Consider the following 15,915-nt stretch of genomic DNA (forward strand, 5'->3'; position numbering starts at 1 on the left):
GTCTGGCTCCTTTCGTCAGGGGCACTGCGGATCAGTGGGGGAAGGCTTGCGTCAGGCCTTGATCTTGAAACCGTCGGCGTAGGCCTTGGGGTCCTTGCCGTCCCAGACCACGCCGTCGATCAGCTTGGCGCTGCGCATGTCGCTCTTGGGCAGCGGCACCTGCGCGGCGGCGGCGGCCTGCTTGTAGACGTCGATGCGGTTGACCTGCCTGGCCACGGCGAGATAGTCCGGATGTTCCTTCAGCAGGCCCCAGCGCTTGTGCTGGGTCAGGAACCACATGCCGTCTGACAGGTACGGGTAGTTGGCGCTGCCGTCCTGGTAGAACTTCATCGCGTCGGGGTCGTCCCAGGTCTTGCCCAGGCCGTTGGTGTAGCGGCCCAGCATGCGGTCCAGGATGATGTCCATGTCGGTGTTGACGTAGGACTTGGCGGCAATGGTCTCGGCGGTCTTGCGGCGGTTGGAGGCTGACGCATCGATGAACTTCGATGCCTCCAGCACCGCGGCCACCATCGCGCGCGCGGTGTTGGGGTATTTCTGCACGAACTCCGCGGTGGTGCCCAGGGTCTTCTCGGGGTGGCTCTTCCAGATGGCCTGCGTGGTCTCTGCGGTGAAGCCGATCTTGTCGGCGATGGCGCGCGCGCCCCAGGGCTCGCCCACGCAGAAGCCATCCATATTGCCCACGCGCATATTGGCCACCATCTGCGGCGGCGGCACCGTGATGGCCTTGGCGTCCTGCATCGGGTTGATGCCGTTGGCCGCCAGCCAGTAGTACAGCCACATCGCGTGCGTGCCGGTGGGGAAGGTCTGGGCGAAGGTGTAGTCGCGCTTCTCCTTCATCATCAGCGCCTTCAGGCTGGCGCCGTCCTTGACGCCTTTCTCGGCGAGCTTGGACGACAGCGTGATGGCCTGGCCGTTGTGGTTCAGGTTCATCAGCACGGCCATGTCCTTCTTCGGGCCGCCGATGCCCAGCTGCACGCCGTAGATCAGGCCGTACAGCACGTGCGCCGCGTCCAGCTCGCCGTTGACCAGCTTGTCGCGCACGCCGGCCCATGAGGCTTCCTTGGTCGGCGTGATCTTGATGCCGTATTTCTTGTCCAGCCCGAGCGTGGCGGCCATCACCACCGAGGCGCAGTCGGTCAGCGGGATAAAGCCGATGCGCACGTCGGCCTTCTCGGGCGCGTCCGAGCCCGCTGCCCACGCACCGGCGCGCACCAGCGGATCGACCAGCGTCATCACGCTGGCGCCGGCGATGGTGGCCAGCGCGCGGCGGCGGCCGCTGCTGGCCGGCACGGCGTCGGCAGCCGCGTCGGGAACGTGGACGGCTGCGTGCAGCGGCTTGGCAATCCTGAGGCGAGAGGGCATTGCATGGCTCCAAGAAAAAAGCGTCCCCTCCGCGACCGGCTTCGCCAGAAGACCGGTGCGGCGCAGGGACGCCGTTGTCCGTGGCGTGACGCAGCCCGCGTTGGCCGTGTCCGCCGAAATTGTTGGTCGGCCGCCGTTGGCCGATACCTGCATAACGCAAGGCGTGTGCCAGCCTGTGCAGTGCAGCATTCGAGGGCGGATTTGTGACGGATCGGGAGGTAATGATCGGATGCGGTGCGCGCGCGCTGGCCGCCGCCACATTCGGGGGAGCATAGGAGGGAGGTGGAGCAGCGCGGCAGCGCCAGGAGCGTGCATTGCACCAGTCGCGTGCGGCAGCGCACCACGGCTGGCAGGCGGGAGCGGCTCAGCCCATCACGTCGATCACGCGCTGGGCCGCGTCCACCAGCTTCAGGCCGCGCTCCATCGCCATGCTGCGCAGGCGCTTGTAGGCCTCGTCCTCGCTGAGGCCGCGCGCCTGCATCAGCAGCCCCTTGGCGCGCTCGACCACTTTGCGCTCGGCCAGCTTGAGCCGGGTGGCATCGAGCTCGGCGCGCAGCTGCTGGTCCAGTTCGAAGCGCGCGTAGGCCACGTCGAGCACGGTCTTGACGCGCTCGGCGCGCAGGCCGTCGACGATATAGGCGGTGATCCCCGCCGTCAGCGCTGCCTTGATGCGCTGGCTGTCGTCGTTGTCGGTGAACAGCACGATCGGACGCGGCGCATGCTGGGTCGAGACGCAGACATGCTCGATGGTGTCGCGCGCGGCGGATTCGGACGCGATGATCAGCATGTCGGGCTGGGTGGCCGTGATCACATCCGGCAGGCGCAGGTCGGCGTCGACGATCTGGATCTCGGTAAAGCCCGCGCTGACCAGCCCGCCGCGGATGGTTTCGACGTTCAGCGGGTCGGCGTCATGCGGGTCGCGCACGAGCAGGATCCGCAACACCCGGCCGCCGGCAGTGGGCGGGGCAGGTGCAGCAGCGGTGGGCGATGGGGGCGGGTGGCGTCGTGTCATGGCTAGGCTCTGTTGCAGTGCGCCATGCAAGATTCGCGCCGGGCAAGTATCCGGTACCTGCGCCAGTCCGGTGCGCTGGCGCTGCGAGGATGCCTGGATTCATTGTATGCGGTCGTACGCAGAGCCAACTCTCGCGGTGTATCCTGTTGCCCTGCTGCGCCGGGGCGTCTGCTGGCGACGCCGCGCATGGCTGCATCCTGCAATCCTGCCCACCCGCGCCGCAGCACCGATCAGAACAATCTGGAGAGATGCATGACCGAATTCGTGTTCGCCCCGGCCGCGCCCGTTGGCGTGCCGGTGCGCGGCAGCAATGCTAGTTTCCCGGTCCGGCGCGTGTACTGCGTCGGCCGCAACTATGCTGCCCACGCCCGTGAAATGGGCTCGGACCCCGACCGCGAGCCGCCGTTCTTCTTCTGCAAGCCGTCCGACGCGGTCAGCTACGTCGCCGACGGCACCGAAGGTGCCTTCCCGTACCCGCCGGGCACCAGCAACTGCCACTATGAAGTGGAGCTGGTGGTGGCGATCGGCAAGGGCGGACGGGACATCCCGGTCGACCAGGCAGCCGGCCACGTGTTCGGCTACGCCGTGGGCCTGGACATGACCCGCCGCGACCTGCAGAACGAATCGAAGAAGACTGGCCGTCCCTGGGAGACCGGCAAGGCCTTCGACCAGTCCGCGCCGATCGGCCCGATCGTGCCGGTCTCGGCCATCGGCCATCCGGAGAAGGGCGCGGTGACGCTGGCGGTCAACGGCGTGGAGAAGCAGCGCGGCGACCTGTCCGACCTGATCTGGTCGGTGCCGGAGATGGTGTCGTACCTGTCGAAGCTGTTCGAGCTGCAGCCGGGCGACCTGATCTTCAGCGGCACGCCCGAAGGCGTGGGCCCGGTGGTCAAGGGCGATGTCATGCAGTGCCACGTCGGCGGCGTGGGCGATCTCACCATCAAGGTAGTCTGATCCGATGCTAAAGCTTTACAGCTATTTCCGCAGTTCGGCCTCATTCCGCGTGCGCATTGCGCTGGAACTCAAGGGGCTGTCGTATGACTATGTGCCGGTGCACCTGCTGAAGGAAGGCGGCCAGCAGCTCAAGCCGGAGTTTCGCGCCGTGAATCCCGACGGCCTGGTGCCGGCGCTCGCCGACGGCGAGCACGTGCTGCAGCAATCGCTGGCCATCGTCGAATACCTGGACGAGGTCCATCCCGAGCCGAAGCTGCTGCCCGGCACGGCGCTGGACCGCGCCTATGTGCGCGGACTGGCCCAGGAGATCGCGTGCGAGATCCACCCGCTGAACAACCTGCGCGTGCTGAAGTACCTGAAGCACACCGTGGGCGTGACCGACGAGGTCAAGGACGCGTGGTACCACCACTGGATCGAGCTGGGCTTTGCGTCGCTGCAGGCCAACCTGGAGCGCGGCGGCAAGGCCGGGCGCTTCTGCTTTGGCGATACGCCCACGCTGGCCGATATCTGCCTGGTGCCGCAGGTATTCAACGCGCAGCGCTTCAATATCGACCTGGCCCGCTACCCGGCGATCGCCAGGATCTATGAAACCTGCATGGAGCTGCCTGCTTTCCAGAAGGCGGAGCCGAAGGCGCAGCCTGACGCGGAATAAGCGTTCGCAGGCCTGCAAGGCAAAACGCCCCGGCACTGCCGGGGCGTTTTTGCTTTGCACGGGTTGCCGGGCCTTACCCCAGCAGCGCTTCGGCGAACTCATCCGCCTTGAACGGCTGCAGGTCCTCCACCTTCTCGCCCACGCCAATGAAATAAACCGGCACCGGGCGCTGGCGCGCGATCGCCGCCAGGATGCCGCCCTTGGCGGTGCCGTCGAGCTTGGTCACGATCAGGCCGGTCAGGCCCAGCGCGTCGTCGAAGGCGCGGGTTTGCTGCAGGGCGTTCTGGCCGGTATTGGCGTCGATCACCAGCAGCACCTCGTGCGGCGCGCTCGGCATGGCCTTGCTGATCACGCGCTTGACCTTCCTGAGCTCTTCCATCAGGTGCAGCTGCGTCGGCAGGCGGCCGGCGGTGTCGGCCATGACGATGTCGATGCCGCGCGCCTTGGCCGCATTGACGGCGTCGAAGATCACCGCCGCCGGGTCGCCGCTTTCCTGCGCCACCACGGTGACGTTGTTGCGTTCGCCCCAGATCGTCAGTTGCTCGCGCGCGGCGGCGCGGAAGGTATCGCCGGCGGCCAGCAGCACCTTCTGGTCATAGCGCTGGAAGTGCTTGCACAGCTTGCCGATGCTGGTGGTCTTGCCGGCGCCGTTGACGCCCGCGATCATCATCACCAGCGGCTGCTCGCGGCCCAGCGCCATGGTTTTTTCCAGCGGGCGCAGCAGCTGCGTCAGCAGCTCGCGCAGCGCCGCCTTGACGCCTTCGGCGGTCTCGATGCGCTCGGCCTTGACGCGCTTGCGCAACTCGCCCAGCAGGTACTCGGTGGCTTCCACGCCGGCATCGGCCATCAGCAGCGCGGTTTCCAGTTCTTCGAACAGGGCCTCGTCGACCTTGACGCCGACGAACAGCGTGCCGATGTTGCGGCTGGTCTTGGACAGCCCGGTACGCAGCCGATGCATCCAGCCCAGCTTCGCTTCAGCAGTCTGGGCGGGCGGCGGGACCAGTTCGAGCGCTTCGGCCGGTGCGGGCGCCGGCACGGGGATCGGGGCCGCCACGGGCGCTGGGGCAGGGGGTGGCACTTGCGCCGGGACCGGTGCCGGTGCGGGCGCAGGGACTGGCGCAGGCGTGGGGGCCGGTGCCGGTACGGGGGCGGGAACCTCGACCGGAGCGGGGGCCGGGGCTGGCGCCTCGGCGGGCGCGGGCTCGGCCTTGCGCTTCTTCCAGAAACTAAACATTGGGGAATGGGGTCAATACCGGGGCCGATACCCTGGCGGCAGCCAATGCCAGCAGGCAACCGGTTATAAATCAATGGGTTACGCAGGCGTCGCGATGGCTGGGGAGAAACCGTTGTGGTCCCGGCCGGCGATTGCGTATAGTTCGCTACATGGCAGATTCATGCGCGCAGTCTTGCGCACGTGAGTCGATCGGCAAAATTCTAGCAGACGGGGTCGCATGAACCATTGCGCTGTCCTGACCGCTGCGGGCGCACAAGGCACCAAAGCCTGCGTCCCAACGCGCTTCCAACGCCTTTCATCCTCCTCCGAACCGCTTCCCGCCCGCGCCGCGCGTCTCGCGCGGCGAGTCATTCCCACGCTGCTGCTGGCCTTGCTGCCGTGGTCGATGCCGGCAGGGGCGCAGGGCGTGGTGGCCTCGCCGATGCCCGGCACGCAGACCGCCCCGGCCGGCGCGACCGCGCATGGCACGACCGAATACCGCCTGTCCAACGGGCTGCGGCTGATCGTCAAGGAAGACCACCGCGCGCCCACGGTGGCGCACCAGATCTGGTACCGCGTGGGCGGCATCGACGAGGTCAGCGGCACCACCGGCGTGGCGCACATGCTCGAGCACATGATGTTCAAGGGCACGCCCAAGGTCGGCGTGGGCGAGTTCTCCAAGCAGGTGGCCGCGCTGGGCGGGCGTGAGAACGCCATGACCAACCGCGACTTCACCATGTACTACCAGCAGATCGGCAAGCAGTACCTGCCGAGGATGATGGAGCTGGAGGCCGACCGCATGGCCAACCTCGTCATCACCAAGGACGAGTTCGAACGCGAGATGAAGGTGGTGATGGAAGAACGCCGCCTGCGCACCGACGACTCCGCGCGCGGCACCGTCTACGAGCAATTGCTGGCCACGGTCTACACCGCCGCCGCGTACCGCCACCCGGTGATCGGCTGGATGGACGACCTGGTCAATATGCGCGTGGACGACGTCAAGGAGTGGTACCGCCACTGGTACGTGCCCAACAACGCCATGGTGATTGTCACCGGCGACGTCAAGGCCGAGGAAGTGCGCGCCCTGGCCGAGCGCTATTACGGCAAGCTCAAGCCGCGCACGCTGCCGCTGCGCAAGGACCAGGAAGAGCCGGCGCAAAAGGGCATCAAGCGCATCTGGGTCAAGGCGCCGGCCGAGAACCAGTACATGGTGATGGCCTACAAGGTGCCGCGCCTGCGCGATATCGAGAAGGACGTCGACCCCTACGCGCTGGAGGTGCTGGCCGCCGTGCTCAACGGCTACGACAACGCACGACTGACGCGCGAACTGGTGCGCGAGCAGCGCCTGGCCGACGACGTCAACGTCGGCTATGACAGCATCAACCGCGGCGAGTCGCTGTTCGTGCTCGACGGCACGCCCGCCACGGGCCACAACACCGACGAGATCGAGCGCGCGCTGCGCGCCGAGGTCCAGCGTATCGCCAAGGAGGGCGTGTCGCCGGAGGAGCTCAAGCGCGTCAAGGCGCAGGTGGTGGCCGGCCAGATCTACAAGCGTGATTCGGTGTTCGGGCAGGGCATGGAAATCGGCGTGTCCGAGATCTCGGATATCTCCTGGCGCCAGATCGACCGCATGCTCGACAAGATCAAGGCCGTCACGCCGGCGCAGGTGCAGGCCGTCGCCGCGAAGTATTTCAACGACGACAACCTGACCGTGGCCACGCTGGTGCCGCAGCCGATCGATCCGAACAAGCCCAAGCCCCAGGCCCCGTCGGGCCTGCGCCACTGAGGAAAGGCGATGACTCAGTACGTCACCATCCCGCAGCGTGCGCTGCGCAAACTGGCCGGCGCCGCATTGGGCGCCATGGTCCTGCTGGCTGCGCAACTGGCGCAGGCCGCGATCCCGATCGAGCACTGGACCGCGTCAACCGGCGCCAGGGTGTTCTTCGTGCACAGCCCGTCGATCCCGATGCTCGACGTCAATATCGACTTCGACGCCGGCAGCCGCTATGACCCGCCGGGCAAGGCCGGGTTGGCCACGCTGACCGCCGCGCTGCTGGACAAGGGCGCCGCGGCGCTGGAGGGCCAGCCGGCGCGCGATGAAGCGAAGATCGCCGATGGCTTTGCCGATACCGGTGCCGCCTTTGGCGGCGCCGCCGGCGGCGACCGCGGCGGCATCGGGCTGCGCACGCTGACCGCCCAGCCGGAGCTGGACCAGTCGGTCGCGCTGGCCGCGCAACTGATCAAGGCGCCGACCTACCCGGACGCCGTGGTCGGGCGCGAGAAGCAGCGCCTGATCACCGCCATCCGCGAAGCCGACGCCAAGCCCGGCGTGATCGCCGACAAGGCGCTGGCCAAGGCCATGTACCCCGACCATCCCTACGGCGTGGCCGCGACCCCGGACAGCGTGGCGTCGATCACGCGCGACGACATCGTCAGGTTCTGGCGCGACAACTACGGCGCGCAGCGCGCGGTGGTGACGCTGATCGGCGCGGTCGACCGCAAGCAGGCCGAAGCCATTGCCGAGCAGCTCACGCGCGGGCTGCCGCCCGGCAGCGCGGCGCCGGCCATGCCGCAGGTGCGCCTGAACATCGCCCCGAGCGAGCAGCGCATGCCGCATCCGGCACAGCAGTCCAGCGTGGCCATCGGCCAGCCGGCGATTGCCCGCGGCGACCCTGATTATTTCGCGCTGCTGGTGGGCAACTACGTGCTGGGCGGCGGCGGCTTCAGCTCGCGCCTGACTGACGAGGTGCGCGAGAAGCGCGGCCTGACCTACGGCGTGGACAGCTACTTCGCGCCGTCCAAGCAGCCGGGTCCGTTCGGCATCAGCCTGCAGACCAAGAAGGCGCAGACCGACGAAGCGCTGGCGCTGGTGCGCCAGGTGCTGGCGCGCTTTGTCGCCGAGGGCCCGACCGAGAAAGAGCTGCGCGCGGCCAAGGACAACCTCATCAACGGTTTCCCGCTGCGCATCGACAACAACCGCAAGCTGCTGACCAACGTCGCCAATATCGGCTGGTACGGGCTGCCGCTGGATTACCTGGACACCTGGACCGCCCAGATTGGCAAGGTCACGCGCGAGCAGGTCAGGGCCGCTTTCCAGCGCCATGTGCGCCCGGACAATATGGCGACGGTGATCGTCGGCGGCCCGGTCGCGGCGCCTGCGACCGCCGCCAGGCAGTGATGCCGGCACCGCTTGGGCCCGTCATGCGCGCCGGGGCTCCGGTGCGTGCGGCGAACCGGCCCGCAGGCTCTACAATCACGGGATGAATTCGCGTTCCCGATTGCCGTCGCCCGCCACCGGCGGGCGACCCGCCTCTCCTGCCGCTGCCAGCGGCGGGCGTTCCCCCGTTTCCGCGGCGCCACGCCAGGCACCGCGCCAGGAGCCGTCCCAGGTCCGCATCATCGGCGGCCGCTGGAAGCGCACCTTGCTGCCCGTTCCCGATGCCCAGGGCCTGCGCCCCACGCCCGACCGCGTGCGCGAGACGCTCTTCAACTGGCTCGGCCAGGACCTGTCCGGGCTGGAATGCCTGGACCTGTTCGCCGGCTCCGGCGCGCTCGGCTTCGAGGCCGCCTCGCGCGGCGCCGCCGCGGTCACGCTGGTCGAGTCCAATGCGCGTGTGGCCAAGCAGCTGCGCGACAACCAGTACCGGCTCGATGCGGCCCAGGTGCGCGTGATGCAGGGCGATGCCTTTGCCATTGCCGCGCAACTGCCCGATGCCAGCTTCGACGTGGTCTTCCTGGATCCGCCCTTCGCCGAGGACTGGATCGGGCCGGCGCTGGAGCACGCGGCGCGGCTGTCGCGGCCCGGCGGCGCGGTCTATGTCGAGACCGACCATGCGCTGACCGGTGCCGACGCGCCGGTGCCGGCGTCGCTTGAAATCGTGCGCCACGCGCGCGCCGGCGCGGTGCATTTCCACCTGCTGCAGCATCGCGTGCCGGGCAACGGCGCTGCCTGATGCACCAGTCCGGGGCGATGGTCCGGGTAGGCCTGTTCCGCAATGAGGAAGGTCCCCTTCCTCAATGGGAAACGGTTTCATAGCTGCGCTGCGGCAAAACGGTGTGCCGGGCGGCTTCCAAGTGGCGCATTTGGGGTTACACTACGCCGCTGTTACAACGCTCGCGACGCAGCACCCACGCCGGTCCGGCCGGCGCAAGAGGCGGCCCAAGGCCGGCAGCGGGCAGATCAAGGAGGAAGTATGGTCATCGCGGTCTATCCCGGCACGTTCGATCCAATGACCCGGGGACACGAGGATCTGGTCCGCCGTGCGTCGAACATCTTCGACGAACTGGTGGTCGGCGTGGCGCACAGCCCCAACAAGCGCCCGTTCTTTTCGCTCGAAGAGCGCATCGGCATTGCCCGTGAAGTGCTCGGGCATTATCCCAATGTGCGCGTCGAAGGCTTTTCCGGCCTGCTCAAGGACTTTGTGCGCAACAACAATGCGCGCGTGATCGTGCGCGGCCTGCGCGCGGTGTCCGACTTCGAGTACGAATTCCAGATGGCAGGCATGAACCGCTACCTGCTGCCCGACGTGGAAACCATGTTCCTGACGCCGTCGGACCAGTACCAGTTCATCTCCGGCACCTTCGTGCGCGAAATCGCGGTGCTGGGCGGCGATGTCAGCAAGTTCGTGTTCCCGTCGGTGGAACGCTGGCTGCAAGAGAAAATCGGCAAACCGGAATAAAATAGCAGACTCAGATACGTCGAGTCGCGGCCAGTCGGGCGCGGGCGTGTCCGCAGGAAGGAAACACCATGGCGCTGATGATCACTGACGACTGCATCAACTGCGACGTTTGTGAACCCGAGTGCCCGAACGAAGCCATTTCGATGGGGCCCGAGATCTATGAAATCGACCCCAACAAGTGCACCGAGTGTGTCGGGCACTTCGACGAGCCGCAATGCCAGCAGGTCTGCCCGGTCGCCTGTATCCCCAAGGATCCGAACCGCGTCGAAACGCATGAGATCCTGATGCAGCGCTACCGGCTGCTGACGGCCGCCAAGCACGCGGCCTGACCCGCAGCTTCAGCAAGGCAAAAAAAGCCCCCGGCACCGCAAGGTGACGGGGGTTTAACTTTTCCCCAGTTACTGCTGGTACTACCTACTACACTGCGCGGTCACGCCCCCATCGGCTTGCCGTCACTACGGCGCACCACGATGGTGGACGAGCGCGGCGGCTTGGCCGCGTCCGGCCACGCGCCGGTGGGGTGCTGGATGTTAATGAAGCAGGTGGTCAGGTCCGGCGTGTAGGCGATGCCGGTGATCTCGCAGCCGGTCGGGCCGACCAGGAAGCGCCTGGACTGACCCGTCGGCGAGATGTAGTACATGCTGTTGTTGCCGAACGTGCTGGTGTAGGTGGCGCTGGTGCTGGAGTCGGTCTGCACCCACAGCCGGCCCTGCGGGTCGACGCGCAGGCCGTCGGGGCTCGAGAACGTGTCGCCGTTGATGTTGCCCTTCAGGTTGTCGGTGGCCAGCGACGGGTCGCCGGCCTGCAGCAGGATGCTCCACGTGAAGGTGGTCGCCAGCGGCGAATTACCGGCTTCGTTCCACTTGACGATATGGCCGTGCAGGTTGTTCTTGCGCGGGTTGGCGGCGTCGGTCTGCTGGCGGCCGCTGTTGTTGGTCAGCGTGCAGTACAGGGTCTTGTCCGGTGCGGCCGTGATCCACTCGGGGCGGTCCATCAGCGTGCCGCCGGCCACGCGCGCGGCCGACTTGGTGTTGATCAGCACGTCGGCCTGGCTGGCGAAGTCGACGGTGGTCGGCGCCGGCGAGACTGCCGACTGGGTCCAGTTGCCCGGATCCGAAGCGCCCACGGTCAGACCGTTCTTGCCCTGCGACAGCTCGATCCACTGGCCGCTGCCGTCGGCATTGAACCTGGCCACGTACAGCGTGCCGGTGTCCAGGATGTTGGCGTTGGCGGCGCGGTTGTTAGGGTCGAACGCCTTGCTCGGCACGAACTTGTAGATGCAGCCCGGCGTGCCGTCGTCGCCCATGTAGAACGCGACGTTGTTGTTGGCGTCGGTCAGGAAGGCGACGTTCTCATGGTCGAAGCGGCCCATTGCGGTGCGCTTGGCCGGCGCGCCCAGCGTGCCGTACGGATCGACTTCCACCACCCAGCCGTAGCCGTTGTCGGCCTGGGTCGGGTCGATGTAGTTGTCGGTGCTTTCCTCGCAGGTCAGGTAGGTGCCCCACGGGGTATGGCCACTCGAGCAGTTGTTGAGCATGCCGACCACGGTCGAACCCACTACCGATGCCGCCGGACCGCCCACGCGGTACAGCGTGTTACCGGTGTAGCGCTTGTTGTAGATCGAGTCGCGCTTGACCTGCCATTTGCCGCTGGCGGCCAGTTCCACTTCGATCACCGAGATGCCGACGGCCGACAGCGCGATGCGCTTCTGTTCGGAGCTGGCCGTGCCGGCGTCATAGGTGCCGCCCGCGAACAGGATCTTGTAATCCGGCAGCTCGTGGTTGATGGCGAGCAGGCCGCCCTTCTGCGGATCGACGCCCGGCAGCGCGAAGTAGTGCATGCCGTCGTGGTTGCCGCCGGCCTGGCGCTCGGTTTCGGCCGAGGACTGGAAGGCGCCGGCATAGCCGGTGGCGCCGGCTTCGACCGGGTCGCCGGCGGAGAACAGCACGTCGACGCTGTAGCCGTTGGGCACGACCACGGCATCGGCGGTCGACTTGGCGACCGGCTCGAAGGTGACTTCGTAGCTCGGGCTGACCGGGCCGGGCGCGGGGGCAGGAGCGGGGGCCGGTGCCGGTGCCGGTGCGGGATCGTCATCGCCGCCACAGGCGGCCAGCAGGCCGCTGCCGAACGCCGAGGCCAGCGACAGGCCCAGGCCGCCGCGCAGCACCCGGCGGCGGGCCGGGTTGGCGGCTACGATGTCTTCGAGCATCTGGCCGGGCACGTCAACGTCGGGCTTGGCAGCGCGACTGGCGGCCCGCGCTTCATCGGTCAGGTACGACATGGGCTTTCCTCCTGTGGGTTGTCATGCGCATCGGCCACCATGCGATACCGACGCGATTGGAAACCACGGAATCTATGTGCCGCCCATGGCACTTTGATGACATATTGTCTGCAACAGCAGTCTTGGGCCGCCAAACCACGACGGGCCGCAGATGCGGCCCGTTTTCATACTCTTGTCGCAGGAATATGCGTATTTGTCAGCGCGTGGTATGCAGCTGCGCCATGGCGCGTTCGGCGTCGCCGCGTGCCAGCAGGCCGAGCGGCTCGATGCAGCGGTCGATGGCGGCATCGATGGCTTCCTGCTCCTCGCGCCGCGGTGGCTTGAGCACGAAGTTGACCACGTCCTCGCGGCCCGTGCCGGCGCCGCCGGGCGCGTTGCGCGGATGGCCCACGCCCAGGCGCAGGCGCCAGTAGTCCTGCGTGGACAGGTGGGCCGAGATGTCCTTGAGCCCGTTGTGGCCGCCCGCGCCGCCGCCGCGCTTGAGCTTGGCCGCGCCCGCCGGCAGGTCCATCTCGTCGTGCGCGACCACGATCTCGTCGGGAAGGACCTTGTAGAAGCGCGCGAGCGAGACCACGGCCAGGCCGGAGCGGTTCATGAAGGTCGACGGCTTGAGCAGCCAGATGTCCTGGTCCCACAGCCGCGCACGCGCGGCCAGGCCGTGGAAGCGGCCTTCCACGCGCATCGTGGCGCCGCCCATGCGGGCCAGCTGGTCCACCAGCCAGAAGCCGGCGTTGTGTCGGGTGGCCTCGTACTCCGCACCGGGATTGCCGAGGCCGACGATGAGCTTGATCATGCGTTTGACTGGGTCGTTGGCGCGCAAGGCTGTGCCACAAGCGCCAAGGATACCGAAAAACCGGCAGACGGCTGCCGGGCGAAAAAAAACCGCCGCAAGAAGCGGCGGTTTCTTCCTGGCGCGGCCGGCAGGCCGCGACCGCTGCTGCAGCTTAGGCAGCCGGCGTTTCGCCAGCGGCTTCGCCGCCTTCGGCAGCTTCCGACACGGCACCAGCCGGTTGCGAGATGCTGGCGATGGCCGGGTTGTCGTCACCGTGGGTGATCACGGTCACGCCCTTCGGCAGCTTGATGTCCGACAGGTGGACGGTCTGGTTCAGCTCGACGGCGGCCAGGTCCACTTCGATGAACTCGGGCAGGTCGGCCGGCAGGCACGACACTTCCAGGTCGTTCAGGATGTGGTTGACGATGCCGTGGCCCAGCTTCACGCCAGGAGCGGTTTCCTGGTTCATGAAGTGCAGCGGCACCTTGACGTGGATCTTGTCGTTGGCCGACACGCGCTGGAAATCGACGTGCAGCACCAGCGGCTTGAACGGGTGCATCTGGAATGCGCGCAGCAGGGCCTGTTCCGACTTGCCAGCGACTTCCAGTTCCAGGATCGACGAGTGGAACGCTTCCTTCTTCAGGGCGTGCCACAGCGCGTTGTGATCCAGTTCGATCATCTTCGGTTCGGCGGCGCCGCCGTAGATGATGCCGGGGGTCTTGCCCGAATTGCGCAGGCGGCGGCTCGCACCCGTTCCCTGTACGCTACGCTCGAAAGCGACAACTTTCATGATGACTCCAAAAGTAAGAAGGCCGTCCGCGACCAGACAGCCTCGTTGCGGCGCAAACAGAAAATGATGCGCCGATCAAGCCACGTTGATCGCCGAAAAACGGCGATCAACGCAGTAAAGCCTTAAATTCTATCAGGAACCCGCAAACAGCGACATGATCGAGTCGCCCTTGACGATGCGGGTGAAGGTCTCGGCCAGCAGCGGGGCGGTCGAGAGCTGGCGGATCTTGGTGCACTTGGCGGCTTCTTCGGACAGCGGGATGGTGTCGCACACCACCACTTCGTCCAGCGCCGAGTCCGCGATGCGGGCGGCCGCGCCACCCGACAGCACCGGGTGCGTGCAGTAGGCGAAAACCTTCAGCGCGCCGCGCTCCTTCAGCACCTGGGCGGCCTTGCACAGCGTGCCGCCGGTGTCGATCATGTCATCCATGATGACGCAGTTGCGGCCGTCGACTTCACCGATGATGTTCATCACCTCGGCCACGTTGGCCTTGGGACGACGCTTGTCGATGATCGCCAGGTCGCAGTTCAGTTCCTTGGCCAGTGCGCGGGCACGGACCACGCCGCCGACGTCCGGCGACACCACCAGCAGGTCGCCGTAGTTCTTCTCGCGCAGGTCGCCCAGCAGTACCGGCGAAGCGTAGATGTTGTCGACGGGAATATCGAAGAAGCCCTGGATCTGGTCAGCGTGCAGGTCCATCGTCAGCACGCGCTCGACACCGGCGACTTCGAGCATGTTGGCCACGACCTTGGCCGAGATCGCGACGCGCGCCGAACGCGGGCGGCGGTCCTGGCGGGCATAGCCGAAGTAGGGCATGGCGGCGGTGATGCTGCGTGCCGAGGCGCGCTTGAGCGCGTCGACCATCACCATCAGCTCCATCAGGTTGTCGTTGGTCGGCGCGCAGGTGGACTGCAGCACGATGACGTGCTTGCCGCGAACGTTTTCCTGGATATCAACTTGAACTTCGCCGTCGGAGAAACGGCCAACTAACGCCTTGCCCAGGGGAATGCCGAGGTGCTGTACGACAGCCTCCGCGAGTTTGGGGTTGGCGTTGCCGGTAAATACCATCAAGCCTTCGCTGCTCATTCGGGGCACCTGTCTTGCTGCTGGGGGAGCTTGGCGTCACCGGCAAAGCCGGTGACTGATACAGAGAGTCCGTAAGGACACTATAGGAATGTAATGGCAGGGGAAGAAGGATTCGAACCTTCGAATGCCGGAATCAAAATCCGGTGCCTTGACCAACTTGGCGACTCCCCTACACAACCGGGCCGTTCTTCGTGGTACCAGACTGCCGTACCGCGCCGAACGAAAACTTGCTACGCGAGCGCTGCGAGCGGATGACGTGCCAGACTGCGCACACACCTGCCGTCCCATTCGGGAGGCAACCTTTCCAAAACCTGCTGCGCTGTTGCTGCGTCGGGAAAACGCGCAAACACGCAGGCTCCGGAACCGGTCATCCTGGCATGCTGATTGTGTTGCTTCAGCCATGCCAGGGCTCGGGCGACTTCGCCGAACTTCGCTGTTGCTATCGGTTCCAGGTCGTTGCGACCGAAATCGAATTTGTTTGTGCGAGCAGCGAAGACCGCAATTATGGAGAGCGGCGTATCCCTTGTCAAGCACTCGTCCGAAAAAATTTCAGCAGTGGGGACATGCTGTTTCGGGTGGATGACCACGAACCAGCTCTCGGGCAACTCGACTGGCGTCAGGTCCTCGCCGATGCCCTGTGCAAAGGCGTTCTGGCCCAACACGAATACTGGCACGTCGGCGCCCAGCGCCAGCCCGATGCGCATCAGTTCGGCACGCGCAAGGCCCAGTCCCCACAGGTGATTCAGCGCCAGCAGCGTGGTGGCGGCATCGGACGAGCCGCCACCGATGCCGCCGCCCATCGGCAGCGCCTTGTCGATGGCTATGTCGGCCCCGAACGTGGTACCGGTGGCCGCCTGTAACGCGCGCGCGGCGCGTACCACCAGGTCGGTCTCGGCCGGCACGCCGGGCACGTCGGTGACGCGTGCGACCACGCCGTCGTCGCGCCGGCGGAAATGCAGCGTGTCGCACCAGTCGACCAGCTGGAACACGGTCTGCAGCGTGTGGTAGCCGTCGGCGCGGCGGCCGGTCACGTGCAGGAACAGGTTGAGCTTGGCCGGCGCGGGGCAGTCGCGCAGTTCGGGCGGGGGCAGGGGCTGGCTGCGATGCATGGCGT

General features: G+C 66.7%; 15 protein-coding genes and 1 tRNA gene. 7 read left to right on the plus strand and 9 right to left on the minus strand.

Going from position 1 to position 15,915, the window contains the following annotated elements:
• Positions 1–51: 51 nt before the first annotated feature.
• The gene (locus AC3WLF_RS07700; protein ID WP_492318946.1) at positions 52–1,362 is read right to left on the minus strand and encodes a CmpA/NrtA family ABC transporter substrate-binding protein; all 1,311 of its coding nucleotides are present in this window, start codon (positions 1,360–1,362) and stop codon (positions 52–54) included.
• Between the two features lie 364 nt (positions 1,363–1,726).
• On the minus strand, positions 1,727–2,374 hold the full coding sequence (locus tag AC3WLF_RS07705) for an ANTAR domain-containing response regulator (protein WP_035822600.1): 648 nt from the start codon (positions 2,372–2,374) through the stop codon (positions 1,727–1,729).
• Between the two features lie 252 nt (positions 2,375–2,626).
• Here AC3WLF_RS07705 and AC3WLF_RS07710 point away from each other — a divergent pair, with 252 nt between their 5' ends.
• Both AC3WLF_RS07710 and maiA read left to right on the plus strand, forming a co-directional pair.
• Positions 2,627–3,328 carry a fumarylacetoacetate hydrolase family protein gene (locus AC3WLF_RS07710; protein WP_340526850.1) on the plus strand — a complete coding sequence of 234 codons (702 nt, stop codon included), beginning with the start codon at positions 2,627–2,629 and terminating at the stop codon, positions 3,326–3,328.
• Positions 3,329–3,332: 4 nt separating this feature from the next.
• A complete protein-coding gene (gene maiA / locus AC3WLF_RS07715; protein ID WP_010814801.1) occupies positions 3,333–3,980 on the plus strand; it encodes a maleylacetoacetate isomerase in 648 nt (215 codons plus the stop codon).
• Positions 3,981–4,053: 73 nt separating this feature from the next.
• Here maiA and ftsY read toward each other — a convergent pair whose 3' ends face one another.
• Positions 4,054–5,214: a signal recognition particle-docking protein FtsY gene (ftsY, locus tag AC3WLF_RS07720; RefSeq protein WP_492358013.1), complete on the minus strand. Its 1,161-nt coding sequence runs from the start codon at positions 5,212–5,214 to the stop codon at positions 4,054–4,056.
• A gap of 217 nt (positions 5,215–5,431) precedes the next feature.
• Between ftsY and AC3WLF_RS07725 the strand changes: the two genes are divergently transcribed.
• The 5 genes from AC3WLF_RS07725 (at position 5,432) to AC3WLF_RS07745 (ending at position 10,201) form a co-directional block, all read left to right on the plus strand.
• Positions 5,432–6,979 carry a M16 family metallopeptidase gene (locus tag AC3WLF_RS07725; RefSeq protein WP_492318950.1) on the plus strand — a complete coding sequence of 516 codons (1,548 nt, stop codon included), beginning with the start codon at positions 5,432–5,434 and terminating at the stop codon, positions 6,977–6,979.
• Positions 6,980–6,988: 9 nt separating this feature from the next.
• Positions 6,989–8,371 (plus strand): M16 family metallopeptidase, encoded by a 1,383-nt coding sequence (locus AC3WLF_RS07730; protein ID WP_492318951.1) that lies wholly within the window; start codon positions 6,989–6,991, stop codon positions 8,369–8,371.
• An 82-nt stretch (positions 8,372–8,453) separates the two neighbouring features.
• The gene (rsmD, locus tag AC3WLF_RS07735) at positions 8,454–9,146 is read left to right on the plus strand and encodes a 16S rRNA (guanine(966)-N(2))-methyltransferase RsmD (protein ID WP_084187366.1); all 693 of its coding nucleotides are present in this window, start codon (positions 8,454–8,456) and stop codon (positions 9,144–9,146) included.
• Between the two features lie 240 nt (positions 9,147–9,386).
• The gene (coaD, locus tag AC3WLF_RS07740) at positions 9,387–9,872 is read left to right on the plus strand and encodes a pantetheine-phosphate adenylyltransferase (RefSeq protein ID WP_010814369.1); all 486 of its coding nucleotides are present in this window, start codon (positions 9,387–9,389) and stop codon (positions 9,870–9,872) included.
• Between the two features lie 68 nt (positions 9,873–9,940).
• Positions 9,941–10,201, plus strand: a complete 261-nt coding sequence (locus tag AC3WLF_RS07745) for a YfhL family 4Fe-4S dicluster ferredoxin (RefSeq protein WP_035822613.1) — start codon at positions 9,941–9,943, stop codon at positions 10,199–10,201.
• Positions 10,202–10,302: 101 nt separating this feature from the next.
• On the opposite strand, the gene AC3WLF_RS07750 is transcribed toward AC3WLF_RS07745, so the two are convergent.
• The 6 genes from AC3WLF_RS07750 to ispE form a co-directional block, all read right to left on the minus strand.
• On the minus strand, positions 10,303–12,153 hold the full coding sequence (locus AC3WLF_RS07750; protein WP_492318952.1) for a PhoX family protein: 1,851 nt from the start codon (positions 12,151–12,153) through the stop codon (positions 10,303–10,305).
• Positions 12,154–12,349: 196 nt separating this feature from the next.
• Positions 12,350–12,946 carry an aminoacyl-tRNA hydrolase gene (pth, locus tag AC3WLF_RS07755; RefSeq protein ID WP_492318953.1) on the minus strand — a complete coding sequence of 199 codons (597 nt, stop codon included), beginning with the start codon at positions 12,944–12,946 and terminating at the stop codon, positions 12,350–12,352.
• A gap of 151 nt (positions 12,947–13,097) precedes the next feature.
• Positions 13,098–13,715 carry a 50S ribosomal protein L25/general stress protein Ctc gene (locus tag AC3WLF_RS07760; protein WP_492318954.1) on the minus strand — a complete coding sequence of 206 codons (618 nt, stop codon included), beginning with the start codon at positions 13,713–13,715 and terminating at the stop codon, positions 13,098–13,100.
• Positions 13,716–13,847: 132 nt separating this feature from the next.
• A complete protein-coding gene (locus AC3WLF_RS07765; RefSeq protein ID WP_010814374.1) occupies positions 13,848–14,801 on the minus strand; it encodes a ribose-phosphate pyrophosphokinase in 954 nt (317 codons plus the stop codon).
• A gap of 94 nt (positions 14,802–14,895) precedes the next feature.
• Positions 14,896–14,972, minus strand: a tRNA-Gln gene (locus AC3WLF_RS07770).
• 59 nt (positions 14,973–15,031) lie between these two features.
• Positions 15,032–15,910: a 4-(cytidine 5'-diphospho)-2-C-methyl-D-erythritol kinase gene (gene ispE / locus AC3WLF_RS07775; protein ID WP_492318955.1), complete on the minus strand. Its 879-nt coding sequence runs from the start codon at positions 15,908–15,910 to the stop codon at positions 15,032–15,034.
• Between the last annotated feature and the right edge of the window lie 5 nt (positions 15,911–15,915).

It is taken from the genome of Cupriavidus sp. FW306-01-F10A, from assembly GCF_058782785.1.

Excerpts from the sequence above, each read along its gene's own strand:
- AC3WLF_RS07700 (WP_492318946.1), bottom strand. The coding sequence starts at position 1,362 with ATGCCCTCTCGCCTCAGGATTGCCAAGCCGCTGCACGCAGCCGTCCAC.
- AC3WLF_RS07705 (WP_035822600.1), bottom strand. The coding sequence starts at position 2,374 with ATGACACGACGCCACCCGCCCCCATCGCCCACCGCTGCTGCACCTGCC.
- AC3WLF_RS07710 (WP_340526850.1), top strand. The coding sequence starts at position 2,627 with ATGACCGAATTCGTGTTCGCCCCGGCCGCGCCCGTTGGCGTGCCGGTG.
- maiA (WP_010814801.1), top strand. The coding sequence starts at position 3,333 with ATGCTAAAGCTTTACAGCTATTTCCGCAGTTCGGCCTCATTCCGCGTG.
- ftsY (WP_492358013.1), bottom strand. The coding sequence starts at position 5,214 with ATGTTTAGTTTCTGGAAGAAGCGCAAGGCCGAGCCCGCGCCCGCCGAG.
- AC3WLF_RS07725 (WP_492318950.1), top strand. The coding sequence starts at position 5,432 with ATGAACCATTGCGCTGTCCTGACCGCTGCGGGCGCACAAGGCACCAAA.
- AC3WLF_RS07730 (WP_492318951.1), top strand. The coding sequence starts at position 6,989 with ATGACTCAGTACGTCACCATCCCGCAGCGTGCGCTGCGCAAACTGGCC.
- rsmD (WP_084187366.1), top strand. The coding sequence starts at position 8,454 with ATGAATTCGCGTTCCCGATTGCCGTCGCCCGCCACCGGCGGGCGACCC.
- coaD (WP_010814369.1), top strand. The coding sequence starts at position 9,387 with ATGGTCATCGCGGTCTATCCCGGCACGTTCGATCCAATGACCCGGGGA.
- AC3WLF_RS07745 (WP_035822613.1), top strand. The coding sequence starts at position 9,941 with ATGGCGCTGATGATCACTGACGACTGCATCAACTGCGACGTTTGTGAA.
- AC3WLF_RS07750 (WP_492318952.1), bottom strand. The coding sequence starts at position 12,153 with ATGTCGTACCTGACCGATGAAGCGCGGGCCGCCAGTCGCGCTGCCAAG.
- pth (WP_492318953.1), bottom strand. The coding sequence starts at position 12,946 with ATGATCAAGCTCATCGTCGGCCTCGGCAATCCCGGTGCGGAGTACGAG.
- AC3WLF_RS07760 (WP_492318954.1), bottom strand. The coding sequence starts at position 13,715 with ATGAAAGTTGTCGCTTTCGAGCGTAGCGTACAGGGAACGGGTGCGAGC.
- AC3WLF_RS07765 (WP_010814374.1), bottom strand. The coding sequence starts at position 14,801 with ATGAGCAGCGAAGGCTTGATGGTATTTACCGGCAACGCCAACCCCAAA.
- ispE (WP_492318955.1), bottom strand. The coding sequence starts at position 15,910 with ATGCATCGCAGCCAGCCCCTGCCCCCGCCCGAACTGCGCGACTGCCCC.